Annotated in this window: 26 protein-coding genes; 7 read left to right on the top strand and 19 right to left on the bottom strand. The window is 73.5% G+C overall.

The window, feature by feature from the left end; all coding sequences use genetic code 11:
* The first annotated feature begins 103 nt into the window (after nt 1-103).
* Nucleotides 104-697, top strand: coding sequence for a pyridoxamine 5'-phosphate oxidase family protein (locus F8568_RS27265; RefSeq protein WP_151596544.1), 594 nt, complete (start codon nt 104-106; stop codon nt 695-697).
* Nucleotides 698-716: 19 nt separating this feature from the next.
* Here F8568_RS27265 and F8568_RS27260 read toward each other — a convergent pair whose 3' ends face one another.
* The 6 genes from F8568_RS27260 to F8568_RS50625 form a co-directional block, all read right to left on the bottom strand.
* Nucleotides 717-1,655 (bottom strand): CU044_5270 family protein, encoded by a 939-nt coding sequence (locus F8568_RS27260; RefSeq protein WP_151596543.1) that lies wholly within the window; start codon nt 1,653-1,655, stop codon nt 717-719.
* On the bottom strand, nt 1,648-2,250 hold the full coding sequence (locus F8568_RS27255) for an RNA polymerase sigma factor (protein WP_328601039.1): 603 nt from the start codon (nt 2,248-2,250) through the stop codon (nt 1,648-1,650). Before F8568_RS27255 ends, F8568_RS27260 begins: the two co-directional genes overlap by 8 nt.
* 108 nt (nt 2,251-2,358) lie before the next feature.
* The gene (locus F8568_RS27250; RefSeq protein WP_151596542.1) at nt 2,359-3,213 is read right to left on the bottom strand and encodes an oxidoreductase; all 855 of its coding nucleotides are present in this window, start codon (nt 3,211-3,213) and stop codon (nt 2,359-2,361) included.
* A 23-nt stretch (nt 3,214-3,236) separates the two neighbouring features.
* Nucleotides 3,237-3,458, bottom strand: a complete 222-nt coding sequence (locus tag F8568_RS27245) for a hypothetical protein (protein WP_151596541.1) — start codon at nt 3,456-3,458, stop codon at nt 3,237-3,239.
* Nucleotides 3,459-3,485: 27 nt separating this feature from the next.
* Nucleotides 3,486-4,148, bottom strand: coding sequence for a response regulator transcription factor (locus F8568_RS27240; protein ID WP_151596540.1), 663 nt, complete (start codon nt 4,146-4,148; stop codon nt 3,486-3,488).
* Entirely contained in the window at nt 4,136-5,293 is a 1,158-nt protein-coding gene (locus tag F8568_RS50625) for a sensor histidine kinase (protein ID WP_328601038.1), read from the bottom strand. Before F8568_RS50625 ends, F8568_RS27240 begins: the two co-directional genes overlap by 13 nt.
* Nucleotides 5,294-5,423: 130 nt before the next feature.
* On the opposite strand from F8568_RS50625, the gene F8568_RS27230 reads away from it, so the two are divergent.
* Complete coding sequence (locus tag F8568_RS27230; protein WP_151596539.1) at nt 5,424-5,831, top strand: DUF6069 family protein; 408 nt, start codon at nt 5,424-5,426, stop codon at nt 5,829-5,831.
* Between the two features lie 7 nt (nt 5,832-5,838).
* On the opposite strand, the gene F8568_RS48650 is transcribed toward F8568_RS27230, so the two are convergent.
* The 7 genes from F8568_RS48650 to F8568_RS27195 all read right to left on the bottom strand — a co-directional run bounded on the left by F8568_RS48650 (nt 5,839) and on the right by F8568_RS27195 (nt 16,004).
* A complete protein-coding gene (locus tag F8568_RS48650; RefSeq protein ID WP_328601037.1) occupies nt 5,839-7,335 on the bottom strand; it encodes a serine/threonine-protein kinase in 1,497 nt (498 codons plus the stop codon).
* A gap of 108 nt (nt 7,336-7,443) precedes the next feature.
* Complete coding sequence (locus F8568_RS27220) at nt 7,444-8,472, bottom strand: family 2 encapsulin nanocompartment cargo protein polyprenyl transferase (protein WP_151596538.1); 1,029 nt, start codon at nt 8,470-8,472, stop codon at nt 7,444-7,446.
* Between the two features lie 14 nt (nt 8,473-8,486).
* On the bottom strand, nt 8,487-9,857 hold the full coding sequence (locus F8568_RS27215) for a family 2B encapsulin nanocompartment shell protein (RefSeq protein WP_151596537.1): 1,371 nt from the start codon (nt 9,855-9,857) through the stop codon (nt 8,487-8,489).
* Nucleotides 9,854-12,100, bottom strand: coding sequence for a terpene synthase family protein (locus tag F8568_RS27210; RefSeq protein WP_202125382.1), 2,247 nt, complete (start codon nt 12,098-12,100; stop codon nt 9,854-9,856). The genes F8568_RS27215 and F8568_RS27210 overlap by 4 nt, the downstream gene beginning before the upstream one ends.
* Entirely contained in the window at nt 12,100-13,533 is a 1,434-nt protein-coding gene (locus tag F8568_RS27205) for a family 2B encapsulin nanocompartment shell protein (RefSeq protein ID WP_151596536.1), read from the bottom strand. Before F8568_RS27205 ends, F8568_RS27210 begins: the two co-directional genes overlap by 1 nt.
* A 471-nt stretch (nt 13,534-14,004) precedes the next feature.
* Nucleotides 14,005-15,399, bottom strand: a complete 1,395-nt coding sequence (locus tag F8568_RS27200) for an MFS transporter (protein ID WP_202125381.1) — start codon at nt 15,397-15,399, stop codon at nt 14,005-14,007.
* Nucleotides 15,400-15,485: 86 nt separating this feature from the next.
* Nucleotides 15,486-16,004 (bottom strand): hypothetical protein, encoded by a 519-nt coding sequence (locus F8568_RS27195; protein WP_151596535.1) that lies wholly within the window; start codon nt 16,002-16,004, stop codon nt 15,486-15,488.
* Nucleotides 16,005-16,368: 364 nt separating this feature from the next.
* Here F8568_RS27195 and lpdA point away from each other — a divergent pair, with 364 nt between their 5' ends.
* On the top strand, nt 16,369-17,772 hold the full coding sequence (gene lpdA / locus F8568_RS27190; RefSeq protein ID WP_151596534.1) for a dihydrolipoyl dehydrogenase: 1,404 nt from the start codon (nt 16,369-16,371) through the stop codon (nt 17,770-17,772).
* 46 nt (nt 17,773-17,818) lie between these two features.
* Here lpdA and F8568_RS27185 read toward each other — a convergent pair whose 3' ends face one another.
* The gene (locus tag F8568_RS27185; RefSeq protein WP_202125380.1) at nt 17,819-18,358 is read right to left on the bottom strand and encodes a TetR family transcriptional regulator; all 540 of its coding nucleotides are present in this window, start codon (nt 18,356-18,358) and stop codon (nt 17,819-17,821) included.
* 114 nt (nt 18,359-18,472) lie between these two features.
* Between F8568_RS27185 and ddaH the strand changes: the two genes are divergently transcribed.
* Nucleotides 18,473-19,315, top strand: a complete 843-nt coding sequence (gene ddaH / locus F8568_RS27180; protein WP_151596533.1) for a dimethylargininase — start codon at nt 18,473-18,475, stop codon at nt 19,313-19,315.
* 18 nt (nt 19,316-19,333) lie between these two features.
* Here ddaH and F8568_RS27175 read toward each other — a convergent pair whose 3' ends face one another.
* The 3 genes from F8568_RS27175 to F8568_RS48640 form a co-directional block, all read right to left on the bottom strand.
* Nucleotides 19,334-19,636 (bottom strand): SAV_915 family protein, encoded by a 303-nt coding sequence (locus F8568_RS27175; protein WP_151596532.1) that lies wholly within the window; start codon nt 19,634-19,636, stop codon nt 19,334-19,336.
* 65 nt (nt 19,637-19,701) lie between these two features.
* Complete coding sequence (locus tag F8568_RS48645; RefSeq protein WP_236009187.1) at nt 19,702-20,031, bottom strand: hypothetical protein; 330 nt, start codon at nt 20,029-20,031, stop codon at nt 19,702-19,704.
* Nucleotides 20,028-20,471 (bottom strand): MFS transporter, encoded by a 444-nt coding sequence (locus F8568_RS48640; RefSeq protein ID WP_236009186.1) that lies wholly within the window; start codon nt 20,469-20,471, stop codon nt 20,028-20,030. Before F8568_RS48640 ends, F8568_RS48645 begins: the two co-directional genes overlap by 4 nt.
* A 123-nt stretch (nt 20,472-20,594) precedes the next feature.
* On the opposite strand from F8568_RS48640, the gene F8568_RS27165 reads away from it, so the two are divergent.
* Nucleotides 20,595-21,593, top strand: a complete 999-nt coding sequence (locus F8568_RS27165) for a transcriptional regulator (RefSeq protein ID WP_151596531.1) — start codon at nt 20,595-20,597, stop codon at nt 21,591-21,593.
* A gap of 106 nt (nt 21,594-21,699) precedes the next feature.
* Here F8568_RS27165 and F8568_RS27160 read toward each other — a convergent pair whose 3' ends face one another.
* The gene (locus F8568_RS27160) at nt 21,700-23,187 is read right to left on the bottom strand and encodes a WS/DGAT/MGAT family O-acyltransferase (RefSeq protein ID WP_151596530.1); all 1,488 of its coding nucleotides are present in this window, start codon (nt 23,185-23,187) and stop codon (nt 21,700-21,702) included.
* Nucleotides 23,188-23,440: 253 nt separating this feature from the next.
* Between F8568_RS27160 and F8568_RS27155 the strand changes: the two genes are divergently transcribed.
* On the top strand, nt 23,441-24,118 hold the full coding sequence (locus tag F8568_RS27155; RefSeq protein ID WP_151596529.1) for a uracil-DNA glycosylase: 678 nt from the start codon (nt 23,441-23,443) through the stop codon (nt 24,116-24,118).
* A gap of 228 nt (nt 24,119-24,346) precedes the next feature.
* Here F8568_RS27155 and F8568_RS27150 read toward each other — a convergent pair whose 3' ends face one another.
* Nucleotides 24,347-25,198: a hypothetical protein gene (locus F8568_RS27150; protein WP_236009185.1), complete on the bottom strand. Its 852-nt coding sequence runs from the start codon at nt 25,196-25,198 to the stop codon at nt 24,347-24,349.
* A 131-nt stretch (nt 25,199-25,329) separates the two neighbouring features.
* Here F8568_RS27150 and F8568_RS27145 point away from each other — a divergent pair, with 131 nt between their 5' ends.
* A complete protein-coding gene (locus F8568_RS27145) occupies nt 25,330-26,106 on the top strand; it encodes a lysophospholipid acyltransferase family protein (RefSeq protein WP_151596527.1) in 777 nt (258 codons plus the stop codon).
* The last annotated feature ends 61 nt before the right edge of the window (nt 26,107-26,167 follow it).

Raw genomic sequence — 26,167 nt, 5'->3', positions numbered from 1 at the left:
CCCCCCCGCCCCCCCCCGTGCTTTGGGGTGGGGGGGTGGGGGGGGGGGGGGGGCCCCCCCCCCCCCCCCACGCCACAAGTCAACGAAGGGTCATACTCGGGGGATGGGGAAGAGTTACGAGCGTATTGAGGGTCGGCTGCGGGCGTTCATCGAGGCGCAGCACATCTTCTTCACCGCGACGGCGCCGCTGGACGGGGACGGCACCGTCAACCTTTCGCCGAAGGGCCTGAGCGGGTCGTTCGCGGTGCTCGACGAGCTGACCGTCGCCTACCTCGACTTCGCGGGCAGCAACGCCGAGACGATCGCCCACCTGCGGGAGAACGGCCGGATCACGCTGATGTGGTGCGCGTTCGACGGTCCGCCGAACATCGTGCGGGTGCACGGGCGCGGCGAGCCGGTGTTCCGGGACGATCCGCGCTGGGACGGGCTGATGCGGCACTTCCCGGACATCGACGCGACCCGGCACGGGCTGCGCGCGATCATCGTGGTGCGGGCCGAGAAGATCCGCGACACCTGCGGGTACGCGGTGCCGTTCATGAGCTTCGAGGGGGACCGCCCGCTGCACGGGTCGCGGTTCGCGCGGGAGACCGACGAGTCGCTGGACGCCTACTTCCACAAGAAGGAGCACGTCGCGACCAGCATCGACGGCCTGCCGGGCCTCCCGCTCCCGCTGCCGCCGCTCCCCCGGGACGCGTGACCCCGGCCGGGCAGGGATCTCACGGGCGTTGGAGAGGCCTCGTGACGGCGGCGGTGGTCAGCAGGGCCGAGAGGCGGGTCAAGGGGGCCGGCGCCCCCATGTCCTGCACCGTCTTCATGCCGAGGTAGCGGTACGTGCCGGGGGCGAGGATGATCTCCACGCGGGCCGTGTTCCCCTGGTCGCCGAAGGACCGGGCCAGCGCGATCCCCTGCCGTCCGAACGCGTCCTTCTCGTCGCGGACGACGTCGACGCCGGGGACGGTCGCGAGCGTCTGGAACAGCGCGGCCCGCAGCTCGGGCGGGAGCGGCATGCGCAGCAGGCGGCCGATGCGGGTGAAGACGAGCTGGTCGCGCGGTCCCTTGTCGTCCGGGTTCTGGCCCCTGCCGTGGGCGGCGTCGGAGTACAGCCGCTCGCGGAGCGCGGACGGGGCCGTCGGCAGGGTGCTGACGTCGGTGTCCGGGTGCCGGTCGCTGTCGTCGCCTCGGAGGGTCGGAGGACGGTGCCCCGGGTCGTGGATTTCGCAGCGGCCGCCGGCCTGCTCAGAGGAGGCTCCTACGGCCGCCATTGAGCCGTCCCGCCGGAGCCAGGTCTCCTGGCACTGCCTCTCCGGCTCGCCGGAGAAGACGACCAGCTCCCTGATGTAGCTGTAGACGCCCGGCTTGACCGGGGGGCCGTTGCGGGCGGTCGCCGCGGCGTCGCGCAGCACCTCGGCGGCGGCGGCCGTCGCCGACCCGTGGCCCTCCGGCGCCACGACCTGCGCCATCGTGATCGCGACGGCGGCGGCCACCGCGGCGGCTCCGGCGAGCAGCCCCAGGGCCGCCGGTCTCGGGACGCGCGGCGCCCACCGGCGGGCGGGACGCGCGGCGGCGGTGAGCCGGTCGCGTCCGGCGCGCAGTGCGGCGTCCGTGGGCGGCGCGACGTCGGGCGCGGCCTCGCGCAGCAGCGCGATCTCATCCATCGATGTCCTCCTCGGTGGGGTCGGCGCCGCCGAGCGCCGTGCGGAGCCGGGCGCGGCCCCGCGACAGGCGGGACCGGACGGTGCCCACGGGGACGTCGAGGGCGGCGGCCACCTCCTCGTAAGTCAGGTCGGCCCAGGCCACCAGGAGCAGCGGCTCCCGGTAGATCTCGGGCAGGTCGGCGAGCGCCCGGGCGAGCGGACCCCGCAGCGCCTGGGCGCTCACCCGCGCCTCGCTGTCGACGGGTTCGGCCGCGGTCTCGCCGCCGAGCCGCTCCAGCAGCAGGTAGCGGGCCGTCTCGGCCTTGCGGTGCCGGGCGACGAGCCGGGTCGCGATCCCGTACAGCCAGGGCCGTGCGTCGGCGCGGGCGAGGTCGTAGCGCCGCCGCTTGCGGAAGGCGATCAGGAACGTCTCGGCCATCAGGTCGTCGGCGGCGTCGGGGCCGAGACGGCGCGCGACGTACCGGTGGATCGCGGGCGCGTGCCGGTCGTGCAGCGCGGTGAACGCGTCCGGTTCCGCGAGGGACCTGCGGATCGGCTCGGCGTCGCCCTGCGCCGCCGCGGCCGGCCGGTCCGGCCGCGCCCGGATGCCGATCACCGCGCGGCCGGCGGTGTCGACGGCTCTGTCATCGGGGCCTCCCAGAGATCGCGGTGCGCCTACACCGGTTATCCCTTCGAGGCCGCTTCCGGGTTCCCGCCGGGCGGGTCAGCCGAGTTCGGCGAGGTCTTCGGGGGTGAGGTGGAGGCCGGCGGCGGCGATGTTCTCCTCCAGGTGCGCCGGGGAGCCGGTGCCGGGGATGAGAAGGATGTTCGGCGAGCGGGCCAGCAGCCAGGCGAGGGCGACCTGCGGGACGGTCGCGCCGTGGCGGGCGGCGACGGCGTTCAGGTGATCGGCGGTGAGCGGCTGGTAGCCGCCGACCGGGAAGAACGGGACGTAGGCGATGCCCGCTTCGGCGCACGCGTCCACGACCGGGTCGTCGTCGCGCTGGGCGACGTTGTACTGGTTCTGGACGCAGGCGATCGGCGCGGTGCGGCGGGCCTCGGCGACCTGCGCGGCGGTGACGTTGGAGACGCCGAGGTGCCGGATCAGGCCCTCGTCGCGCAGCGCGCAGAGGGTCTCGAGGGGCGCGGCGAGGGACTCGTCGGAGGGGCCGAGGACGCCCATCCGCAGGTTCACGACGTCGAGGCGGTCCAGGCCGAGGGTGCGGAGGTTCGCCTCGACGGCGCGGCGCAGGCCGTCCGGGGTGAGGCCGGTGTGCTCCTCGGCGGGACGGTGGATGTCGGGGCCCTCGACCAGCGCGCCGACCTTGGTGACGATCACCAGGTCGTCCGGGTAGGGGTGCAGCGCCTCGCGGATCAGCTCGTTGGCCGACACCCCGTCGTGGGAGTAGTAGTTCGAGGTGTCGATGTGGTTCACGCCGAGTTCCACGGCGCGGTTCAGCACGGCGAGGGCCGTGTAGCGGTCGGGGCGGGGGCCGCCCGGCCAGCCCGACAGCCGCATCGCGCCGTACCCGATCCGCGCGACGTCCAGGTCGCCGCCCAGTGCCCACCGCTCCGTCATGATCGCCAGCCTAGCCCGCGGGGTCACGGCCAGCGGTAGGCGGTGCCCTGGGCGGGGACGTGGTGCGGGAGGTAGCACTTGGTCGTGACGTGCTCGTCCTTGCAGTCGAGGCACAGGTAGGTGCGGTGGCCGCGCAGGCCGCGGGCGCGTCCGCCGCAGGGCGGGCAGACGCAGGGCGACCAGCCGACGATGACGCGGCCGGGGACGAGGCGGTGGCCGCGCGGGCACAGGAATGGGACATGCACGACTCGAACATACTATCGAGTCATTTCTCAGGCGAGGCCGGCGTCGTGGGCGAGCAGCGCGATCTGCGTGCGGTTGTCCAGGTCCAGCTTGGTCAGGATGCTCGACACGTGCGCCTTGACGGTCGCCACGCTCATGAACAGCGCGGCGCCGATCTCGGCGTTGGAGCGGCCCTCCGCGATCGCGACGACCACGTCGTTCTCGCGGGGGCTGAGCCGTCCGAGCGCGGCGCGGGCGCGCTCGTAGGCGCCCGCCTGGACGGCGGCGCGGTCCATCAGCCGGCGGGTGATCCGCGGCGACAGGATCGGGTCGCCGGACGCCACCTGCCGGACCGCCTCGACGATCTGCGCGGGCGGGGTGTCCTTCAGCAGGAACCCGCTCGCGCCCGCGCGCAGCGCGTGCAGGATGTTCTCGTCGGTGTCGAACGTGGTCAGGACGATCACCTCGGGCGCGGGGTCGCGGCGGCGCAGGCCGCGGGTCGCGGCGATCCCGTCGACGCGGGGCATCCGCAGGTCCATCAGGACGACGTCGGGCGCGTACCGGTCGGCGGCCTCCGGCACCTCCGCGCCGTCCGCCGCCTCCCCGACGACCGAGATCCCGTGCACGCCGTCCAGCATCATCGACAGCCCCGCCCGGACCAGGGCGTCGTCGTCCACGATCAGCACGCGCAGGGGGCGGGTCACGCCGGCCATGGTAGCCAGGCACGGAGCCGGAACTCCCCGGCGGCGACCTCGTGGTCCAGCCGCCCGCCCGCGAGGCTCACCCGCTCGGTCAACCCGACCAGGCCCGTCCCGGCGCCGGGGGCGAGCGGGGCGGTGCCGTCCGGCGGCAGCGGGTTCCGGATGTCGATCACCAGCCGGGTGCCGGGACGGCCCTCGACCGTCACCCGGACCGGGCGGCCCGCCGCGTGCTTGCGGGCGTTCGTCAGCCCCTCCTGGACGACCCGGTACGCGGTGCGCCCGGCGGCGGCGGGCAGCGCGGCGGGCTCGACGACGTCGTCGCGCAGCTGCACGCTGCCGCCCGCGTCGCGGGACTCGGCCACCAGCGCCGGCAGGTCGGTGAGGACGGGCTGGGGCCGGTCGTCGTCGCCCGCGTCCTCGTCCCGCAGCACGTTGATCACCTCGCGCAGCTCGTCGAGGGCCTGGTGCACCCCGGCGCGGACCACCCCGGCGGCCTGCGCGAGCTTTTCCGGCGGCGCGTCCGGACGGTACTCCAGGGCGCCCGCGTAGGTGGCGAGCAGCGACAGCCGGTGCGCGAGGACGTCGTGCATCTCGCGGGCGATGCGGGTGCGCTCCAGCATCCGGGCCTCGGCGACGCGCCGACCCTGCTCGGCCTCGGCGCGGCGGGCCCGCTCGCGCAGCGAGTCCAGCAGCGCCCGGCGCGCCTGCGTGAGCGCGCCCCACCCGACCAGAGCCCCGTACGCGAGGGCGACCAGCAGCAGCCACCAGGCGTAGGTGATGCCGGCCATGGGCTGCCAGAGCGCGCGCGCCGCGTGCGCCGCGATCCCGGCGGCGCCGACCCCGACGGCGACCGGGAACCGGCGCCGTTGCGCCACGTGCAACGCACCGAAGGTCGCGGCCGGCGTCGCCGCCGGGGACAGCGCGGCCAGCGCGGTCAGCGCGAGCGCGCCGGGCACCGGGCGCCACACGACGGACGGCGACAGCGCGCAGGCCAGCACCCCGACCGCGATGTCGAGCCCGAGCGGCATCGGATCCCCCGCGGGGCGGCCCCAGAGCGTCACCGCGCCGAGCGCCCCGACGACCGCGATGACCACGGCCGCGCCGGCGGCGAGCCGCGGGCTGCGCCGCTCCACTTCGCAGACGTCCTCGCTGTTCACGGGCCCAGGGTAAGGCGGCCCGCACACCAGCGACACCTACCGAAGTAGGGGGTGCCCCGGCCCGGGGACGGAACCGCCGCAGCCGCCCGCCCGATGTGCCGCGCCCCTCCCGGCGGCGATCGTAACCGGCATGAACGAGATGACCGGAACCCGTCCCGCCACCGCGGGCGCCGCCGCCCGGCGCGCCCTCACCGTCGCCGCCGCGGCCGGCGCCGCGCTGCTCGTCTGGGTCGCCGCCGACCCGATCGGCGGCGCCGGCATGCACGCCCGCGGCCAGCACGTCGGCCCCGCCGCCGTGATCGTGTCCACGCTGCTCATCGGGCTGGCCGGCTGGGGCCTGCTGGCCGTCCTGGAACGCCGCGCGAAGCGCCCCGGCCGCACCTGGGGGATCACCGCCGGGATCGTCCTCGGCCTGTCGATGACCGGCCCGCTCGACTCCGAGGGCCCGGGCACGTACCTCGCGCTGACGGCGATGCACCTGATCGTCGGCGCCGTCCTGATCGCGGGCCTGGGCCGCACCGCCCGCGTCCGCCGCTGACCCGCCGCTAGGTGACGGGCTTCATGGTGTAGCAGTAGTTCGACTTGCCCTTGAAGTAATGCCGGGCGCGGGGGTCGTCGAACCGCCAGCGGCACCCCGCGTCGAGCTGCGCCTTCGACATCAGCTGCGCCGCACGCTCGTGCGCCACGCAGTACGCGCCCGGCTGCGGGGTGTCCCGGTACTCCTCCCACTCCCAGCCGAGCTTCGCGCAGTACGCCGAGAAATGGCCGGGCCCGAGGTCGACCCGCCGGTACGAGGGTTCGGACGACGGCCCGCCGGACGGCTTCTTCGACGGCGCCGGACGCGACGCCGGCGTGCTCGGGCCCGGGCTCGCACCGGGGCCCCGGCTCGCGCTCGGGCCGCTCGCGCCGCCGGGGGCGTCCGCGCGTCCGGCCTCCCCGGCCGGCGCCTGGCCGGCGGCGGTGCCCGCCGTCCCAAGCGGCGTCGCGGGCGGGCTGCCGGAGCCGGTGTCGCCGTCCGCCATCTGCACGATCCCGAACACGGCGGCGCCCGCGACGACCGCGGCGCCGGCCCCCGCCAGCACGCCCGCCCGCCGCCGTATCCGGCGCCGCGCGTTCGGCACGGTCGACGCGTCCGCCGCCGGCAAACCGGCCGGCACAGCCTCGGACGCGGCGGGCACGGGCGCGGGCGGCGGGGGCACGGGGGTCTGAACGCCGGTGGGCGCCGTCTGCTGCGAGCGGCGGACGAGCCGGTCCAGCACGTCCTGCGCCGTCGGACGCAGCGCCGGGTCCTTGTTGAGGCACTCGGCGAGCAGCCCCCGCAGCGGCTCCTCCACGCCGTCGAGCCGCGGCGGCTCATAGGCGATCCGGTTCAGCACGACCGGGATCGACTCGTTGCCGAACGGCGGACGGCCCGTCGCGGCGAACACCATCGTCGACGCCCACGCGAACACGTCCACCGCCGGCCCGAGCTCACCCGGCTGCAGCTGCTCGGGCGCCATGTACGCGGGGGTGCCGACGGCGCGGCTCACCACGGTCTGCGCACCGGACAGCGCCCGCGAGATGCCGAAGTCGATGACGCGCGGGCCGTCCGCGGCGAGCAGCACGTTGTGCGGCTTGAAGTCGCGGTGGACCACCCCGGCGTCGTGCAGCGCGACCAGCGCCGTCGCCGTCGCGATCGCGAGCCGGTCCAGCGCGCTGCCCGACCGCGGCCCGCCCGTGCGGACGACGCTGCTCAACGCCGGCCCGTCGACGTACTCGCTGACGATGAAGCGGCGGTTGCCGAACGCCCCGGAGTCCAGCACCTGGGCCGTGCAGAACCGCGCGACCTGCTTGGCGGCCTCCAGCTCGCGGGCGAAGGTGTCCAGCGCGCCCGGATCGCCCGTCAGCTGCGCGTGGAACAGCTTGATCGCGACGCGGTCGCCGCCGCTGTCGGGGACGGCGGCGTAGACGACGCCCTGCCCGCCCTCCCCGATCCGCCCCGTGATCCGGTAGCCGCCGAGGCGCGGCGGGTCGGTGGGTTCGAGGGGCTGGAGGTCCGGCACACCCGCACTATAACGACGGCGACGCCGTGTTTTCCCGGGGTTGACAGCGTCTGTCCGGCGGCCCGGTGCCCGCCGGGGGCGGGCACCGGGGCCCCGCACCGGGCGGGTCTAGTGGTCGCGGTGGGTGAGCAGGTGCGCCACCGACCGCAACTCCGCGGCGGCCGCCGGGACGGGGTCCGCGGCGTCCAGCTCGGTGAGGGCGCGCGCGACAAGCGCGTCCGCCTCCGCCGCCGCCCACGCGCGCCCGCCGGCCGCCTCGATCAGCGCGGCGGCGCGGGCCGGTTCGTCGCCCGCGAGCGCCCCGCGCCGCAGGTACAGCGCCGCCAGCTCCTCCCCCGCCGGCGTCCCCGACGTCAGCGCCGCCACCACCGGCAGCGACTTCTTGCGGTTGCGCAGGTCGGAGTGGACGGGCTTGCCGGTGGCCTGCGGGTCGCCCCAGATGCCGAGCAGGTCGTCGACCAGCTGGAACGCCAGCCCGAGCCGCTCGCCGAACGCCCGGAACCGGGATGCGCGCCCGGCGCCGCCCCCGTACAGGGCGCCGAGCGCGCACGCGCCGCCGAGCAGCGCGCCGGTCTTCCCGCCCGCCATCGCCACGCACTCGGCGAGCGTGACGTCGGTGCGGTCCTCGAAGGCGGTGTCCGCGGCCTGCCCCTCCACCAGCTCCAGGACCGCGCGGCTGAGCAGCCGGACCGCGCCCGCCGGGTCCGGGGACGGCGCGTCCGCGAGCGCCTCGTAGGCGCCGGCGAGCAGCGCGTCCCCGGCGAGGATCGCGGCGCTGACCCCGAACACCGTCCACGCGGTGGGCCGGTGCCGGCGGGTGCGGTCGCCGTCCATGACGTCGTCGTGCAGCAGCGAGAAGTTGTGCGTCAGCTCGACCGCGACGGCGGCCGGCAGGGCGGCTGCCGCCGTCCCGCCGGCCGCCTCGGCCGCCAGCAGCGTCAGCGCCGGGCGGACGGCCTTGCCGCCCGCCCCCGCCGCCGGACGGCCCGCCTCGTCCCGCCAGCCGAAGTGGAACTCGGCGATGCCGCGCATCGAGCCGGGCATCGCTCCGACCACGGCGCGCAGCGCGGGTTCCACCAGGTCCCGGCTCCACGCCAGGATCTCGGCGGCGGATCGGGCGGAGGTCTCCACCGGCATCTCCCGTCCTCCCGTCAGCGGCCGATCTCGACGTTCTCCAGCACGCCGAGCGCGTCCGGGACCAGCACCGCCGCCGAGTAGTAGGCGCTGACCAGGTAGGACAGGATCGCCTTGCGGTCGATGCCGGTGAAGCGCACCGACAGGCCCGGCTGCACCTCGTCGGGGATGCCGGTGCGGTGCAGGCCGATGACGCCCTGGTCGTCCTCCCCGGTCCGCATCGCGATGATCGACGTGGTGCCGGTGGCGCTGATCGGGATCTTGTCGCAGGGGTAGATCGGGACGCCGCGCCACGCCTGGACGCGCCGCCCGCCGTCCACCTCGGCGGTGCCGGGGTACACGCCGCGCCGGGTGCACTCGCGGCCGAACGCGGCGATCGCCTTCGGGTGGGCGAGGTAGCAGCGGGTCTTGCGGCGCCGGGCGAGCAGGTCGTCCATGTCGTCGGGGGTGGGCGGGCCGGACCGGGTGTGGATGCGGTGCCGCAGGTCGGCGCTGTGCAGCAGGCCGAAGTCGCGGTTGTTGACCAGCTCGTGCTCCTGCCGCTCGCGGATCTCCTCGATGGTGAGGCGGAGCTGCTGCTCGATCTGGTTCATCGGCTTGCTGTAGAGGTCGGCGACGCGGGTGTGGACGCGCAGCAGGGTCTGCGTGACGGCCAGCTCGTACTCGCGGGGCGAGGCCTCGTAGTCGACGAACGTGCCGGGCAGGACGGCTTCGCCCTCGTGGCCGGACGCCAGGTCGATGGCGGCCTCGCCGTGCCGGGTCTGCGGCGGTTTGGGAGCGTCCCGGTACTCCGCCAAGCGCGCGCGCAGCGTCTCCGACCGCTCGGTGATCTCGACGATCGCGGCCGGCGAGAGGGTCAGCACGATGGCCGGGGTGAGGGCGCGGAACGTGTGCGGCCACTCGCCCGCGTCGCCGAGCAGGGCGTCGTCGCCGAAGAAGTCGCCGCCGTCGCGGATCGCGACCTGCGTCTCGCCGCCGTACTCGCCGGTCCCGATCTCGGCGACCTTGCCGTGCGCGATCAGGTGGACGCGGTCGAGCGGGTCGCCCGCCGCGGCGATCGTCTCGCCGGGCGCGTACTCGGCCTGCGTGAACCGTCCGGCGACCGCGTCCAGCACCATCGCGTCCAGCCCTTTGAGCTGCGGCAGCTCCGCCAGCTCGCCGGGGATCACGCGAACGTTGGCGCCGTCGTTGACGAACGTGACCCGCCCGTCGCCGAGCTCGTAGGTGAGCCGCCGGTTCACCCGGTAGGTGCCGGCGTCCGCCCGCACCCACGGCAGCACTGACAGCAGCCACCGGGGGGTGATGCCCTGCATCTGCGGCACGGACTTGGTGGTCGTCGCGAGATTGCGCGCTGCCCGCGTGCTCAGGGCCAGCTGCGGGTCGGTCATGTGCCGCTACCTCCGGGGATCGCTGGTTGGGTCTCGCAGTGCCGCACCGGCGCGGGGCACGCCGGGCGGGGTGAGCGGGCCGCCGCGGCGCCGGGCCCGGACGGGCCGGACGGGACGCGGAACCGCATGCCGCCGGCGCGGGCCGCGGTCTCGCCGGCGGGCCGGGCGTACCGGCCGGTCGTCGTGGACCAGCGCAGGTCGCCGGCCGTCCAGTGGCGCATCGCCCGGACGTACCGGTCGAGGCCGTCGCGGGCGGCGGCGTCCAGCCCGGACTCGGCGGTGAGGACCGGCAGCTCGGCCGCGGCGGTCCGCTCGAACTGCCGGACGCGGGCCTCGACCAGGTCGGCGACGATGTCGGCGGCGCGCTGCGTCCCGCAGCCGAGGAACCGCTCGACGGCCACGACCGCGTTGTTGAGCCCGTCCTCGCCCTCGATCTCCTTGGGGTAGGAGATCAGGTCGTTGCGGAGCCCGGCGACGTCGGCGAACGTGTCGTGCAGCGCCTGCATCGGGGTGGACGCGAGGACGTCCGGCGGCAGCCCGCCCGCGTGGGCGTGCCGCAGCAGCGCGGCGGTGAACGCGGCGCCGCTGGTCCGGCGGCGCATCTCGATGTGGTCGACGGGGTCGGGGACGCGGTTGTGGACGAGCCCCGCCAACTCCCACAGCCAGCTGTCGGCGAGCTGCCGCAGCGCCTCGTCGAGCCCGGCGCGCTCGTCGCCGGACATGGCGGCCCCGGTGCGGGCCCGCAGGTCGGCGAGCCCCCGCTCGACCGGATCGGACGGGGCGTGCCCGGGGGGCGGGGCGAGCAGCCGGGCCGTGTACGCCTTGGCGCCGGGCAGGTCGCGGGGCCGTTTGAACCGTGCGTCGAAGAAGTCGTCGAAGAAGAACCGCCACAGGTGCCAGTCGGCGATGAGCTCCAGCTCGGGGCCGGGCGCGTCGGGGTGTGTGAGGGCCGCGAACATCGCGTAGTCGGCGGCGTCGAACGCCTTGGGCGTCCACGTGCCCGGGATGCCGCCTTCCAGCATTCCCATGTTCCGCGCCCACTCCGCCGTGTGCGCGCGGAGGCCGGCGATCCGGGGGTTGAGCAGCGGCTCGTAGGGAAGCGAGAGCTCGGGCATCCGGAACTCCCCGCCGCCGGCGGCGACCGGGGGGCGGGTCAGCGACCGGATCCGCACCGCCGACGTCCCGACCCCGAGCAGCCGGGCGACCTCCGGCACCCCTGGCGGGACGCGGCGCCGCACCGCTCCCTCGTTCATGTAGCGGCTGGACCGCAGGTGCCACTCGTGCCCGCCGGACTGCCAGTCCTGCAGACCCCGCGCGTAGCGCAGCACGTCGCGGCGCTCCGCCGGATCCAGCGCGTGCTCCTCGAACAGGACCGGCAGCTCGGTGACGGCGGTGTGCTCGAACTGCTGCATCCGGGAGGTGAGCAGGTCGTTGGTGATCTCGGCGGCGCGCTGCGGATCCGTCCCGAAGAACCGCTCCATCACCAGGACGCCGTTGTTGACCTCGCCCTCGCTCTCGGTCTCCCGCTGGTAGGAGAAGATGTCGTTGCGCAGGTGGACGGCGTCGGAGAACGCGTCCTTCAGCACCCGCAGCGGGCGCGTCCCCGCGACCCGCGCCGGGACCTCCGCGCCCGCCGCGACCTCGACCAGGTCCGCCGACCAGGGCGCGCCGCCGACCTTGCGGCGCATCCGCACGTAGTCGATCGGGTTCGGGACGCGGGACTCCTCGATGTTCACCAGCTCCCACGCCGACTCCCGCAGCAGGTCGCGGGTGCTCTCGGCGAACCGGGCCCGCCACTCCGCCGACATCAGCGGGACGGTCCGCTCCCACAGGTCGGCGAGCCCCCGCTCGACCGGGTTCGCCGGCTCGGGGGGCGGCGGACTCCCCGCCTTCACCGGCATGAAGGCGGGGAGTCGCGCGAGGTGCTCCTTGGCGCCCGCGAGGTCGCGGGGCCGCTTGTACCGCTCGAGGAAGTGGTCGTCGAAGTAGAACACCCACACGTACCAGTCGGTCACCAGGTCCAGGACGGGACCGGGCGCGTCCGGGTGCGTGTACGCGGTGAGCAGCGCGTAGTCGTGCGCGTCGTAGTCGTCCTCGGTCCAGATCTCCGGCCCCGTCTCATCAGGGCCGAGGATCCCCATCTCGTGCGCCCAGCGGCGCGAGTGCGCGCGGGCCTCGCCGACCCGGGGGTTCAGCCGCGCGGGATGCGGCACGTAGAACTCGGGGAGTTCGAACGGCTGCACTACGCCGCACCGCCGTGCGCGACCTCGACGGACTCCAGCATGCCGAGGGCGTCCGGCACCAGGACGGCCGCCGAGTAGTAGCAGCTGACCAGGTAGTTGATGAGCGCCTTGTCGTCGATGCCCATGTACCGGACGGACAGGCCCGGCTGGTACTCGTCCGGCAGCCCGGTCTGGTGCAGGCCGATGACGCCCTGCGCCGCCTCGCCGGTCCGCATCAGCAGGATCGAGCTGGTCGCGGTCCGGCTGACCGGGATCTTGTTGCAGGGGAAGATCGGGACGCCGCGCCAGCCCGGCACCTTGTGGCCGCCGACGTCGACGCTGTCGGGGTAGACGCCGCGGGCGCTGCACTCGCGGCCGAACGCCGCGATCGCCTTCGGGTGGGCGAGGAAGAACGCCGGGTCCTTCCAGACGAGGGTGAGCAGCTCGTCCATGTCGTCGGGGGTGGGCGGGCCGGACCGGGTGTGCACCCGCTGCGCCAGGTCGGTGCTGTGCAGCAGGCCGAAGTCCCGGTTGTTGACCAGCTCGTGCTCCTGCCGCTCGCGCAGCGCCTCGACGGTCAGCCGGAGCTGCTGCTCCACCTGGTCCATCGGCTCGTTGTACAGGTCGGCGACGCGGGTGTGGACGCGCAGCACCGTCTGCGCGACGCTCAGCTCGTACTCGCGGGGCGAGGCCTCGTAGTCGACGAACGTGCCGGGCAGCACGGGCTCGCCCTCGTGCCCGGACGCCAGGTCGATCGCGGCCTCGCCGTGCTCGTTGCTCGCGCGGTCGGGGCTCGCCCGGAACGCGTCGAGGTGCTCGCGCAGCGAGGACGACTGGCCGAGCGTCTCCTGGAAGTCGGCCTCGCTCATGCTGAGGACGGTCACCGCGGTGAGCGCCTTGACGGTGTGCTCCCAGGTCGCGGGCTCCGCCCCCTCCTGCGAGCCGACGAGCGCCTGCTCGCCGAAGAAGTCGCCGTCGGCGAGGGTCCCGTGCACGGCCTCCGCGCCGTACTCGCCGGACCCGACCCGGCTGAGCTTGCCGTGCACGACCAGCACGACCCGGTCGATCGGCCGGCCCTCCTCCACGATCACGTCGCCGGGCTCGTACTCCTGCTGGGTGAACCGGCCGGCGAGGGCGTCCAGGGCCAGGTCGTCGTCGTAGCCGCGCAGCGGGGGCAGCTCCCCGAGCTCGCGGGGGATGACCCGGACGTCCGCGCCGGACGTCACGAACGTCACCCGCCCGTCGCCGACCGTGTAGGTGAGACGCCGGTTGACGCGGTAGGCGCCGCCGGACGCCTCCACCCACGGCAGCAGCTTCAGCAGCCACCGGGAGGTGATCCCCTGCATCTGGGGGACGGACTTGGTCGTGGTCGCCAGGTTCCGTGCCGCAGAGGTACTGAGGCTCAACTGCTCTTCCGTCACGTCCGCACCGCCGATTCGTCGTGGGCCTGCCATGGATGAACCAACGGAGACGCTACCCATGGTAATCAGATGGGCGCAACGAGCTATATGTTCGCCCTGGGGCCACAGAAGTCACACTGCCGGGCGATAGCCCGGCACGGGGCCGCGGGCGGCACGGCCGGGCGCCGCTCGGGCGCGGGCTCCGGCGGAACGCCCTCGACCAGCGTTTTTACCGTAAAACAGGTTTCGCCGCAGGTCAGCGGGGGTGGGGCGTGACCGGGATCACGCCCTCTGGCGGCCTGGGCAGGGAAATCCCGGCCGCATCCTGGTGTTGCACCTCATGAGCGTCGGACGCGGGACGGACGCGTCCGGCCGGAGACGGAGGGAGGCCCCCGGTGACCATGGTTTGGACCGCGCTGGCGCTCGAGACGACCGCCGCGCTCGTGATCGCGGGATCGCTGGTGGGCTGGGCCCGCCGGCACTTCGCCCGCTGACGCGCAGCGTACCCCGCCCGCGCGGCGGGGGTCAGCGCCGCGCCCCGGAGCCCACGGGTTCCGGGGCGTCCTCCATCCCGACCCGCTCGATCGGCACGTTCGCCGTCTCCTTGATCATCAGGATCGGGACCAGCGCCACCGCCGCCGCGATCATGATGTAGTACGCCGGGATGTAGTTGCTGCCCGTCGCGTCGATCAGCGATCCGACGAGCACCGCGGCCGTCCCGCCGAAGAGCGACGTCGAGATGTTGTAGCCGATCGCGAACGCCCCGTACCGCACCTTCGTCGGGAACATCGCCGGGAACGTCGCGCCGATCACCGCGAGCATCAGCACCAGCAGCCCGCCGATGATCGCGTACCCGAGCACGATGCCGAGCCAGTTGTTGGTCTGCATCAGCGCGAACGCGGGCCAGCTCAGCACGAGGAACCCGGCCGCCGCCATCAGCAGCACCGGCTTGCGCCCGATCCGGTCCGACAGGTGGCCGGTCGGCAGGATCACCGCCATCATCGCGGCCTCCACCCCGATCGTGACCAGCTGCGACTTCACGCTGCCCATGTGCAGGAAGTCGACCAGGTAGGACGGCATGAAGGTGAGCAGCGTGTAGTCCGCGACGTTCAGCAGGAAGACGATCCCGATCAGCATCAGGATGACCTTCCGGTAGTGCTCCAGCGTCTCCTTCAGCGGCGACCGCGCCTTCTTGCCCGCCTCCTCCATCCGCTGGAACGTCGGGGTGTCCTCGATCCGGGTCCGCACATAGAGCCCGACCATGCCGAGCGGCAGCGCGATCAGGAACGGGATCCGCCAGCCCCAGGAGTGCATCGCGTCGTCGCCGACCGCGAGGTTCACCAGCAGCACGAGCCCGGCGCCCATGATGTAGCCGGTCAGCGTGCCGAACTCCAGGAAACTGCCGAAGTAGCCGCGCCGGTTCGTCGGCGCGTACTCGGCGATCATCGTGGCGGCGCCGCCGTACTCGCCGCCCGTCGAGAACCCCTGGACGAGCCGCACCGCCAGCAGCAGCAGCGGCGCCGCGATCCCGATCGCGTGGTAGCCGGGCAGGATGCCGATCACGAAGGTGGAGCCCGACATCAGGATGATCGTCGTGGCGAGCACCCGCTTGCGGCCGAGCTTGTCGCCCATCGGGCCGAAGAACAGCCCGCCGAACGGGCGGGCCAGGAACGCCGCGGCGATCAGCGCGAACGAGCGCAGCGTCGCGCTGCCGGAACTGTCCTCGGGGAAGAACTTCGTGCCGATGATCGAGGTCATCACCCCGGCGCTGAACACCCCGAAGTCGAACCACTCGATGCAGTTGCCCATCGCGGACGCGATGACGGCCTTGTGCACGGCCCCGAGGTCCACGTCCTCCCGGGCGACGTGGTCACCACCGTTCTCCGTCCCCGCGGGCTCCGGACCGGACTCTGCGTTCATCCGCACCTCCCGGCACTCCCTTTGCCCGAAGATCGGCGGATATAACGCCCCACGGCCGCCGCCGATGACGCGGGGGAGGCGCGCGGCTACGCCCTGCGGGCGTTCCTGGCGGTGTCCTCGACGTCGTCGGCGTCGTCGGCGTCGCCCGCGGGCTCACCGGTCCCAGCGCCGTCGCCGAGGGTGTCGGCCGGGTCGCCGCCGAGCAGCTCGTCGGTCAGCCCGGGGAGCGCCGCGGTGCGGGCCGGGTCGTCCTCCGCGAGGTCCTCGTCGTCCTCCGGGATGGAGACCAGCGCCTGCGTCTCCTGCGCGCCCCGGCTGATCACGCCGCTGGCGAGGATCGTGTTGCGGTGCCGCAGCGCGCCGTTCTCGCGGAGCAGGTCGTCGATCTCCGCGCGGGCCCGCGCGATCCGCCGGCTCAGCCGCACGTGCACGAGGAACCCGCCGGCGGCGAGCCCGATGACGAAGCCGGCGACGGGGAGCCCGACGAGCGGCGGCGCGAGCGTCGCGACCAGCGCCACGACGACCAGCGCGACGACCGCCGCAAGTGCGCCAAAGTGCTGCTCCATCCAGTCCAGGACGGCGTTGACGCGCTTGGGAATCCTCACTCGGCTTCTCCTCCACTCGGCTCGGGACGGGTTCCTTCGCCCGGCAGGGGCATCTGGGGGCAACGATCGGCCGGCGCCGCCGTGTTCCAGCGGCCCGGCCACGGGCTTTCGGCCCCGGAGATCCGGCGGCGGAGGCGAGCCTTCCCGGGGAGCCCGGCGAAGCGGGTCCGCGCTCGCGATGACCACAGCCTAACAGCACGTGACGATCGGGCCGTACGGGGAGCCCGATCGTCACCGGGCGTGATCATTTCCGCCGGCGTCCCACGCGCCGGCGCGACCCGCGCGCGGGCGCCGGTGCGACCTGCGTCGCTGCGGCGCCGTCCGGGATGCGAGCACGGCCCCGCGCCGAATATCGTCAATGAATATGAGCGAACACTTTGACGTCGTGGTCCTGGGCGCGGGCCCGGGTGGATATGTCGCCGCGATCCGGTCGGCACAGCTCGGGCTGAAGACGGCGATCATCGAGGAGAAGTACTGGGGCGGGGTATGCCTCAACGTCGGCTGCATCCCCTCGAAGGCGCTGCTGCGCAACGCCGAGCTGGCGCACATCTTCACCCAGGAGCAGAAGACCTACGGGATCACCGTCGAGGGCAGCGTCACCTTCGACTACGGCGTCGCCTACCAGCGCAGCCGCCAGGTATCGGACAAGCTCGTCAAGGGCGTCCAGTTCCTGATGAAGAAGAACAAGATCACCTCCTATGACGGGCGCGGGACGTTCACCGACCCGAACACCCTCCAGGTCGCCAAAGCCGACGGGTCCGCCGAGACCGTCACGTTCGACAGCTGCATCATCGCCGCGGGCGCGCACACCAAGCTGCTGCCCGGGACGTCGCTGTCGGAGCGGGTCGTCACCTACGAGGAGCAGATCCTCAGCTCCGAGCTGCCGGAGAGCATCGTCATCGCCGGCGCGGGCGCCATCGGCGTCGAGTTCGCCTACGTCCTGCACAACTACGGCGTCAAGGTCACGATCGTCGAGTTCCTCGACCGGATGGTCCCGAACGAGGACGCCGACGTGTCCAAGGAGCTGGCCAAGCGATACCGCAAGCTCGGCATCGACGTGCTGACCTCCACCCGGGTCGACGGCATCGACGACTCCGGCGCCAAGGTGAAGGTGACCGTCACCGGCAAGGACGGCGCCCAGCAGGTCATCGAGGCCGACAAGGTGCTGCAGGCGATCGGCTTCCAGCCGAACGTGGACGGCTACGGCCTCGACAAGACCGGCGTGCAGCTCACCGAGCGCGGCGCGATCGACGTGGACGGCCGCTGCCGCACGTCCGTCCCGCACATCTACGCGATCGGCGACGTCACCGCCAAGCTGATGCTCGCGCACGCCGCCGAGGCCATGGGCATCGTCGCCGCCGAGACCATCGCGGGCGCCGAGACGATGGAGCTCGACTACGTGATGATCCCGCGCGCCACCTACTGCCAGCCGCAGGTCGCCTCGTTCGGCTGGACCGAGGCGCAGGCGCGCGAGCAGGGCTTCGACGTCAAGGTCGCCAAGTTCCCCTACAGCGCCAACGGCAAGGCGCTCGGCCTCGGCGAGGGCGACGGCTTCGTGAAGGTGATCAGCGACGCGAAGTACGGCGAGATCCTCGGCGGGCACCTGATCGGCCCCGAGGTCACCGAGCTGCTGCCCGAGCTGACCCTCGCCCAGCAGTGGGACCTGACCGTCCACGAGGTCGCCCGGAACGTGCACGCGCACCCGTCCCTGGGCGAGGCCGTCAAGGAGGCCGTGCACGGCCTCGCCGGCCACATGATCAACCTCTGATCCGATCCGGCGTGCCCGCCCCCCGGTGGACGGGCACGCCGCCCGGTCAGCGCAGCACCGACCGGGCGAGCCGGACACTCCCCTCCCGGACACGCTCCTCGCCCAACTCGGGCAGGAGCGCCGCCACGTGCTCGGCGGACAGCGCCGCGAGCACAGCGTGCGCGGCGTACTCGGGGTCGTCCGCGCCCGCCGCCAGGATCGCCACGTGGCGGTGCCAGAACCGGTACGCACCGATCCGGTACCGCGCGCCCGGCGACGCGGTCTCCGACATCCGCACGAGCGCCAGGTGCTCCAGCAGGTAGTCGAGGTACGCCCCGACGAACGCGACCAGGCGCTCCTCCTCCCCCGCTCCCGGGCCGAGCGGCGGCGGCCCCTGAAGGATCTCCTCCTGCAGCACGCGCTCCCGCGCGTCCAGCAGCGCGGCGGCCAGCCCCGCCTTGTCGCCGAAGCGCCGGAACAGCGTCCCCTTGCCGACGCCGGCCTCCCCACCGAGTCCGCCTGACCCGCCTCCCGCGGGCCGGGCGCCCCCGCCGCCCGGCCCGCGCGGCGGCCGCTGCGCGGTTGCGCAACGAATCGCCGTCCACATGCCGGAACACGCAACGAATCCGCAGGTCAGCGCAAGAACGGCGGATTGGATTGCGGCGTTTTCCTTCCTAGGCTTTCGCTCAGTCGAGTCCTTTTGGCAGCCCAGGAGACACGCATGACCGTGATGCCGGCAACGGAGCCGAGCACCCCGCGGCGGACCGCGGTGCGGCGCCACTACCTGATGTGCCGTCCCGAGCACTTCGCCGTGACCTACGCCATCAACCCGTGGATGGACCCGGCCGCCGGCGCGGACGCGGGGCGGGCCGTCGAGCAGTGGGAGGCCCTCCGCGCCGCCTACCTGTCCCTCGGCCACGAGGTCAGCCTCATCGACCCGATCGAGGGTTTGCCCGACATGGTCTTCGCCGCGAACGGCGCCCTCGTCGTCGGCGGGCGCGCGTACGGCGCGAAGTTCACCTTCCCCGAACGCGCCGCGGAGGGCCCGGCCTACGCCGACTGGCTCCGCAAGAACGGCTTCCCGGACGTCCTCCTGCCCGCCCACACCAACGAGGGCGAAGGCGACTTCCTCACCCTGGACCACGTCATCCTCGCCGGGACGGGCTTCCGCACCGACATCGCCGCCCACCAGGAGGCGCAGGAGTTCCTCGGCCGCCCCGTGGTGACGCTGCGGCTGGTCGACCCGCGCTTCTACCACCTGGACACCGCGCTGTTCCCGCTCGGCGGCGACAACGTCGCCTACTTCCCGGGCGCCTTCTCCCCCGGTAGCCGCGCAGTGCTCGAACGGCTCTTCCCCGACGCCGTCCTCGCCGGCGAGGCGGACGCGGCCGTCCTCGGCCTGAACGCGGTCTGCGACGGCCGCAACGTCGTCGTCAACACCGAGGCCGCCGGCCTGATCGGCACCCTGCGCGACCGCGGGTACGAGCCCGTCCCGGTGGACCTGTCGGAGCTGCGCAAGGCGGGCGGCGGCCCGAAGTGCTGCACACTGGAGCTGCGCCCCTGACCAGCCCGACGCCACCGGTCACGGGGTGTCGCCCTCCATCTGGGTGAAGTCGACGTCCCACAGGACGACGTCCGCGCCGGCGAGTTCGGCGAGCTCCTCGACGCCCTCGGGGGCGCGGAGCTGGACGGCGACCCAGGGCTGGTCCTCGCCGCAGCCGGCGACGAGGAGTTCGAGCGAGGAGTACATGGGCAGGACGCTGCGGCCGTCCTCGAACCGGCTCAGCGCGAATTCGGCCAGCGCGTCGCCCTGCTGGAAACGGCGTGAGGGCACGTAGACGATTCGCGTCCAGGCGGACGCGCCGCCGTCCTGCCCGTCCGCCACCCCGGTGCCTCCATACACTCGCCACTCAAATCAAATCAACCTTACACACCGATGTCCACGAATCGTCAATTCATTTCTGACCGAGAAGATGACACATTACGGTCGGCCAAAGAATGGCTTTTCTGGCGCTCGGCGAGGGCGAGGTGGCGGCGGGTCAGGCTGCGGGTGCGCAGCACGCCGGCGACGCCGATCGTCCAGATGGCGGCCTGAACGGTCCACGCGGCGCGGAAGGCGGACAGGGTGAAGTCCCCGCCGGGCGACAGCGCGTCCAGCACGAAGCCGATCAGCAGGATGGTGACAAGAGCCGCGACGAAGCCGCCGACGTTGACGATGCCGGTGGCGGTGCCCTGCCGGGCGGGCGGGTTGAAGGTGCGCGCGTAGTCGAAGCCGATCATGGCGCCGGGCCCGCCGAGCGCGACGCAGACCACCAGCAGGACCAGCAGCCAGGACGGCGCGGGCGGCGGCCAGGCGAGGACGGCGGGTTGGACGAGAACTGGGTGACGAAGTGCGTCCAGAGGCCGAGGCGGGTGCCGGGGTGCCGGAAGGCGGCGCGGAGGTCGCGGCCGACCTGCCGCAGGGACGGCGCGGCGGTGCGGACGGCCCCGGGCGCCGAGTCGCGCAGCACGGCGACGGCCAGCACACAGACGAGCACGCCGAGGGCGGCGGCGGAGCCGAACGCGGCCGTCCAGCCGGGCCCGTGCAGCAGCGCGACGAGCGTGACGGCGCTCAGCACCTGGCCGAGCTGGCCGAGCAGGCCGGTGAGCTGGGTGACCACGGGCGCCTGCCGGCCGGGGAACCAGGTGGCGACGATGGAAAGCACGCTGATGAAGGTCATCGCGTCCCCGGCGCAGCGCCCAGGCCAGGGGCGACGCGCTCTGCTTCTCCAGGGGGCACTTTGGGCGGTATGCAAGTAAAGTTACTTTAGGTCACGTTCTCTGATGGCCTACGGTCGGTCGTGATGACCCCTGACGAAGAGCGGTGGCGGGCCGAACGCACGCGGCTGAACGCCGAGCGCGACCATCTCGGCCGCATCGCGAGCGACTTCTACCCCGCCGTCCCGCGCGTCGCGGGGACCCGGCTGATGTGCCGCGAGGACTGGATCCCCAGCGCGCCGATCCCGCTGGAGGACGTCCGGCTGGAGTGGGACCCCGACCCCCCGCCGCCCGCCGTCGCCGCGCCGTCCGACGGGCTCCCGGACGGCTACCGCACCTACGCCGAGGCCATGGCCGCGCTCGCCCCGCCGCGGATCTTCGACGACCGGCCGAGCTACCGCCTGCTCGCCGCCGCCCCTCCGCTGCTGCGGTTCGGCCCCGGCCGCTACTTCGACGGCGTGAACGTCGGCGAGGCCACCGCCCACGAGTTGGCCGCCGACCGCCGCGGCCTGCGCGAACGCGTCGGCGACCCCTGCGACCTGCGCCGCCGGACGGCGCTGTGCGCGATCACGACGCTGACCGTCACCACGTCCGGCGCGTACGTCCTGCACTGGCGGGACCCGGCGAAGGTCGCGCACGCCGGCGGCCTGCACCAGGTGATGCCGGTCGGCGTCTTCCAGCCGCTGTCCGGCGACCCCACCGACCTCGACCTGTGGCGCTGCATGGTCCGCGAATACGCCGAAGAACTGCTCGGAATGGACGAGGACTACGGCGACGATTTCGTCCAGGACGAGTGGCCTTTCCATCAGACGATGACGCGCGCACGCAATGAGCGCCGAATCCGCGCCCATTTCCTCGGCCTAGGCGTCGACCCGCTCACGTTCGCGCTCGACCTCCTCACCGTCGTCGTGATGGACGACGCCACGTTCGCCGAACTGTTCGGCGGACTGGTCTCCGTCAACGCCGAGGGCCGCGTGTCCCTGGCGAACCTGGACGCCCCGATCCCCACCCCGATCCAACCAGCAGGCGCCGCCGCCCTAACCCTGACCCGCCACCACCGCACAAACCTGGGCATAGCCCCCTGACCGGGGGTGTGGGGGCGGAGCCCCCACCGGGGGGCGTGGGGGGCAGGCCCCCCACCGGGGTGAGCGGCGCCCTCCGCTCCGCTGCGGGCGCCGCTGCGGGCGCCGCTCACCCCGCAGCGGGGGGTGTGGGGGGTCGTCCCCCCACAAGGGCACGTCCCCCCACAAGGGAACACAGCTCGTCTAGCGCGTCGTCCAGGTGGTCGATGATCTCCGACGGATCGGGCACCAGGTCGCGGCAGGCGACGATGCCGACGTCCACCTTGCCGTCGTAGGAGAAGACCGTGATGTTCAAGCCGCCGCTGACGTCGGTGACCACGGAGATCGGGTAGTAGCCGAGCACCCGCGCGCCGCACAGGTACAGCGGGAACTGCGGGCCCGGCACGTTCGACACCACGAGGTTCACCGGCCGCAGCGCGACCGCCGACGCTGCCTGCAGCGCGAACCGGGTGACGGCGCCCGCGACGGGCGCGGGCAGCAGCCCGCTCATCTCCCGCACCCAGCCGCCCGACGACGCGGTGAACCGCCGCTTGACCAGGTCCATGTCGCGCCGGACGGCGGCGTACCGCTCGGCCGGGTCGGGGATGTGGGTGGCCAGCGGCGTGCTCATGATCGACACCTGGTTGCCGCCGGGGCCGCCGCCGCCCGCGAGCCGCAGCGACACCGGCACTCCCCCGACCAGCGGGCGGTCCGGCAGCTCGCCGCGCTTGTCCAGCCACTGCCGCAGCGCGGTCGCGCACAGCGCCATGACCACGTCGTTGACGCTGCCGCCGAGCCCCCGCCGGATCTCCTTGACGTCCGCGAGCGGCAGTTCGCCGCAGGCGACGGCGCGGCGCGGGCCCACCGGCCGGTTGAACGGGGTCGGCGGTGCGGCGACGCGCGGCACCGGCGGCGCCTCCGGCCGGCGCAGCGCGCCCTGCGCCATCGACGACACGAACCCAACGCCGGGGACGGACGCGAGGCCGGGGATCTCGTCCAGGTACGGGGCGCTGCGCGCGAGCGACAGCGCCGACCGGACGGGATGCGCCGCCATCCGCAGCAGGCCCGTCCCGACCATCGTCGCCGTGCTCGGCGCGCGGACGGGAGCGGCGTCGTCCGGCGGAAGCTCGCGGGGCTCGGGCGACAGGTCGAGCAGCGCCGCGAGCGTCTCGGCCGCGAGCACGCCGTCGATCGCGGCGTGGTGCACCTTCAGGTACACGGCGACGCGGCCGCCCCGCAGCCCCTGGATCAGTGCGATCTCCCACAGCGGGCGGGACCGGTCGAGCGGCTGCTCGTGCAGCATCGCGACCGCGTCGGCGAGCTGCCGGTCGTCACCCGGCGCGGGCAGCCCGATCTCGACGATGTGCTTTTCGGGCGCGAAGTCCGGGTCGTCCTCCCAGTACGGGAAGTCCAGGCCGAGCGGCACCCGGACGAGCCGCCGCCGCAGCGGCGGCGCGAGGTGGGCGCGGTCGCGCACCAGGCCGGCCACCTGCTCGACGGTGAGCCGCCCGCCCGGGCACGCCGCGGGGTCGAGCACCCCGAGCCCGGCGATGTGGGCGTAGGCGTTGCCCGTCTCGGCGTTCAGGAATGTGGCGTCCACGCTGGTCAGCTGGGTCATCCGTGCGTCCCGTCCGCTCGTCCGGCACTTGCCTGCCCTCCCAGGTTTCGGCGGCGGACGCGGTAGGTCAACGCTCCGCGGCGGGAAGTAACGCCGACTTAACGGGACGTTTCACCCGGTTCATCTGCCGATTCGGGCAACCAGGAAATCTTTTCCCGATTCGCCGTCCTCATCTGGTCAGGAAACTTCACAGGCCTGATCAAGAAACGGTTCGCCCTCCGGCCCGGTGATCACCGCACTAGGCTGATGCGCCATGACGGCACGCCCCCTCTCCGAGATCGTCGAAGCCGGCTGGGCGCAGGCCCTCGCCCCCGTCGCCGGGACGATCGCCGCCGCCGGCGACTGGCTGCGCGCCGAGGTCGCCGCCGGACGCCGCTACCTGCCCGCCGGGAACCTCATCCTGCGCGCCTTCACCCAGCCGTTCGACGAGGTCCGGGTGCTGATCGTCGGGCAGGACCCCTACCCCACGCCCGGCCACCCGGTCGGCCTCAGCTTCTCCGTCGCCCCCGACGTCCGGCCGCTGCCCGCCAGCCTCGTCAACATCTTCCGCGAGTACTGCGACGACCTCGGCCACCCCGAGCCGTCCAGCGGCGACCTCACCCCCTGGGCCGAGCGCGGCGTCCTGCTGCTGAACAGGGCGCTCACCGTCATGCCGCGCAAGCCCGGCTCGCACCGCGACAAGGGCTGGGAGCAGGTCACCGAGCAGGCCATCCGCGCCCTCGCCGCCCGCGACCGCCCGCTCGTCGCGATCCTGTGGGGCCGCGACGCCCGCAATCTCAAGCCGATGCTCGGCAACGTCCCCTGCATCGAGTCGCCGCACCCGAGCCCCTACTCCGCGAACAGCGGCTTCTTCGGCTCCCGCCCCTTCACCCGCGCCAACCAGCTCCTGGAACAACAGGGCGCCGCCCCCATCGACTGGAAACTCCCGTAAGAGCCGCCCCTCGCCCCCTCCGGAAGAGCCGGCTGAACACGCGAACGGAAGACCAGACCCCAGCCACCACACGGGCAGGCACGCGGAGCGAGTGCAGCGAGCGCAGCGGGCCTGCCCGCCGACGGACGGGCTGTTTCGCGCGGAGCGCCAGCGGAGCGGGAAACAGCCCGTCCGTCGTGACGGGGGGTTCCAGGGGGGTCGCCCCCCGGGAAAACACAGCCCCCTGGGCTAGCACAACTTCCGCAACAAAGTGGCGAACTCGCCGGTGCCTTCGTGGGGGGCGTCGGGGGGCAGGGGGGTGAGGCGGCGCTCGCCGTGGCTCCAGTAGACGCCGGGGGCGCACGGGTCGTCGGCGGCGGCGTGCATCTCGCGGACGACGTCGGCGAAGACGGGGAGCACCTCGCGGACGGCCGTGGACCTTATCGGGTACAGCAGCAGGGTGCTGTGGCACGGGACGCCGACCAGCGCGCCGTGCTCGTTCGGCACCGGGAGGAACTGGTCGACCTCGCTGAGCAGCGCCGACACGTACCGGCTGCCGGGCTTGGCGACGACCCGGACGTTCTGCCCGGGCAGCAGGGGCTGGTCGTGCACCGACACGTCCGACAGTTCGCGGTCGTGGGTGTTCGTCATCACATAGCCGAGCTTGTGCAGGCCCAGCAGGCCGGCCCGCGCCTTGGTCAGCGGGCCGCCGTAGCGCGGGTGCTCGATCATCACCATCGCGTCGAAGTGGTCGCCGGCGGGGACGACGACGAGACCCTCCCGGTCGCGCGGCGCGAGCTTCGGCACGATCCGCAGCCGCAGCAGCTCGCGGACGTCGCCGAACAGCTCCATCTCGCCGACGGCGAGGAACGCGCGGTCGCCGACCTCGCGGACCCACTCGTCCACCACCCGCGGCCACGTCGAGCGCGGCGCGCGGGCGCAGCGCTCGAGCACGGTCCAGCTTGAGGCGCGCGCTTCGGACCGGCCGAGCGGGAGCACCACCTCGGACGTCCCCGAGTCGAACCAGGCGCTGGGCGCCAGCTCCGGAAGCACGTCGCGGATGAGCGCGTGCACGTCCGCCGCCGCGTCCAACGGTTCCATGCTCATCCCCCTTCACCATCGGCGGATCACGTGACACCCCCACCTTCTCAGAGTTCCGGCCGCTTGTGGGATCCATCGCGATCCCTGCGCCGCACTCGCTGATCATGGCGTCGCTCAAGTACGGTGCTGACATGTCCGAACGCGTGTACCCGCCAGTGATCAAGACGGCTCTTGGCGTGTTCAAGGCCCTGAACATCAAGTTCCGTCTGGAGGGGACCGAACACATTCCCAGCACCGGCGGTGCCGTGCTCGTCAGCAACCACATCAGCTACCTCGACTTCATCTTCGCGGGCCTGGCCGCGCACCCGGCGGGCCGGCTGGTGCGGTTCATGGCGAAGAAGGAGATCTTCGACAACCGGGTCGGCGGGCCGCTGATGCGCGGCATGAAGCACATCCCTGTCGACCGGGAGGCGGGCGCGTCCTCGTACGCGGCGGCGCTGAAGGCGCTGCGCGGCGGCGAGATCGTCGGGGTGTTCGCGGAGGCGACGATCAGCCGCTCGTTCACGGTGAAGGAGATCAAGAGCGGCGCGGTGCGGATGGCGGTGGCGTCCAAGACCCCGCTGATCCCGATCGCGATCTGGGGCCCGCAGCGGCTGTGGACGAAGGGCCGCAAGCGCCGGCTGCTGCAGCGCAACGTGCCGGTGACGATCCTCGTCGGCGAGCCGATGCACCCCAAGCGCGGCGACGACTACGACCAGGTCACCCGGGATCTGCAGGCCCGCATGTCGGAGCTGCTGGAGAAGGCGCAGCGGGAGTACCCGGACGTCCCGAAGGCGGGCGAGAAGTGGTGGCAGCCCGCCTACCTCGGCGGCACCGCGCCGACGCCGGAGGAGGCGGAGAAGCTCGACTTCCAGGAGGCGGAGGCCCGCCGTGCGGCCCGGCAGCGGCGCGAGGCCGACGGCGCCTGAGCCGCGCCGGTGCCGCTAATTCGGTGGACGCGCCCGCCGCGCACGCCCGATGATCAATGAC

Origin of the sequence: Actinomadura physcomitrii, assembly GCF_008923205.2 — a bacterium.
GTDB lineage: Bacteria > Actinomycetota > Actinomycetes > Streptosporangiales > Streptosporangiaceae > Spirillospora > Spirillospora physcomitrii.
This window is presented reverse-complemented; position numbering and strand designations above follow the sequence as displayed.

What these genes read in the sequence shown, in the direction of transcription:
- F8568_RS27150 (WP_236009185.1), bottom strand. Translation starts at nt 25,198, where the DNA reads ATGGAACCGTTGGACGCGGCGGCGGACGTGCACGCGCTCATCCGCGAC.
- ddaH (WP_151596533.1), top strand. Translation starts at nt 18,473, where the DNA reads ATGACCGTGATGCCGGCAACGGAGCCGAGCACCCCGCGGCGGACCGCG.
- F8568_RS27155 (WP_151596529.1), top strand. Translation starts at nt 23,441, where the DNA reads ATGACGGCACGCCCCCTCTCCGAGATCGTCGAAGCCGGCTGGGCGCAG.
- F8568_RS27250 (WP_151596542.1), bottom strand. Translation starts at nt 3,213, where the DNA reads ATGACGGAGCGGTGGGCACTGGGCGGCGACCTGGACGTCGCGCGGATC.
- F8568_RS27200 (WP_202125381.1), bottom strand. Translation starts at nt 15,399, where the DNA reads ATGAACGCAGAGTCCGGTCCGGAGCCCGCGGGGACGGAGAACGGTGGT.
- F8568_RS27205 (WP_151596536.1), bottom strand. Translation starts at nt 13,533, where the DNA reads ATGGCAGGCCCACGACGAATCGGCGGTGCGGACGTGACGGAAGAGCAG.
- F8568_RS27165 (WP_151596531.1), top strand. Translation starts at nt 20,595, where the DNA reads ATGACCCCTGACGAAGAGCGGTGGCGGGCCGAACGCACGCGGCTGAAC.
- F8568_RS27160 (WP_151596530.1), bottom strand. Translation starts at nt 23,187, where the DNA reads ATGACCCAGCTGACCAGCGTGGACGCCACATTCCTGAACGCCGAGACG.
- F8568_RS27145 (WP_151596527.1), top strand. Translation starts at nt 25,330, where the DNA reads ATGTCCGAACGCGTGTACCCGCCAGTGATCAAGACGGCTCTTGGCGTG.
- F8568_RS48645 (WP_236009187.1), bottom strand. Translation starts at nt 20,031, where the DNA reads ATGATCGGCTTCGACTACGCGCGCACCTTCAACCCGCCCGCCCGGCAG.
- F8568_RS27260 (WP_151596543.1), bottom strand. Translation starts at nt 1,655, where the DNA reads ATGGATGAGATCGCGCTGCTGCGCGAGGCCGCGCCCGACGTCGCGCCG.
- lpdA (WP_151596534.1), top strand. Translation starts at nt 16,369, where the DNA reads ATGAGCGAACACTTTGACGTCGTGGTCCTGGGCGCGGGCCCGGGTGGA.
- F8568_RS48640 (WP_236009186.1), bottom strand. Translation starts at nt 20,471, where the DNA reads ATGACCTTCATCAGCGTGCTTTCCATCGTCGCCACCTGGTTCCCCGGC.
- F8568_RS27240 (WP_151596540.1), bottom strand. Translation starts at nt 4,148, where the DNA reads ATGGCCGGCGTGACCCGCCCCCTGCGCGTGCTGATCGTGGACGACGAC.
- F8568_RS27220 (WP_151596538.1), bottom strand. Translation starts at nt 8,472, where the DNA reads ATGCCGGTGGAGACCTCCGCCCGATCCGCCGCCGAGATCCTGGCGTGG.
- F8568_RS27185 (WP_202125380.1), bottom strand. Translation starts at nt 18,358, where the DNA reads ATGTGGACGGCGATTCGTTGCGCAACCGCGCAGCGGCCGCCGCGCGGG.
- F8568_RS27230 (WP_151596539.1), top strand. Translation starts at nt 5,424, where the DNA reads ATGAACGAGATGACCGGAACCCGTCCCGCCACCGCGGGCGCCGCCGCC.
- F8568_RS27265 (WP_151596544.1), top strand. Translation starts at nt 104, where the DNA reads ATGGGGAAGAGTTACGAGCGTATTGAGGGTCGGCTGCGGGCGTTCATC.
- F8568_RS27215 (WP_151596537.1), bottom strand. Translation starts at nt 9,857, where the DNA reads ATGACCGACCCGCAGCTGGCCCTGAGCACGCGGGCAGCGCGCAATCTC.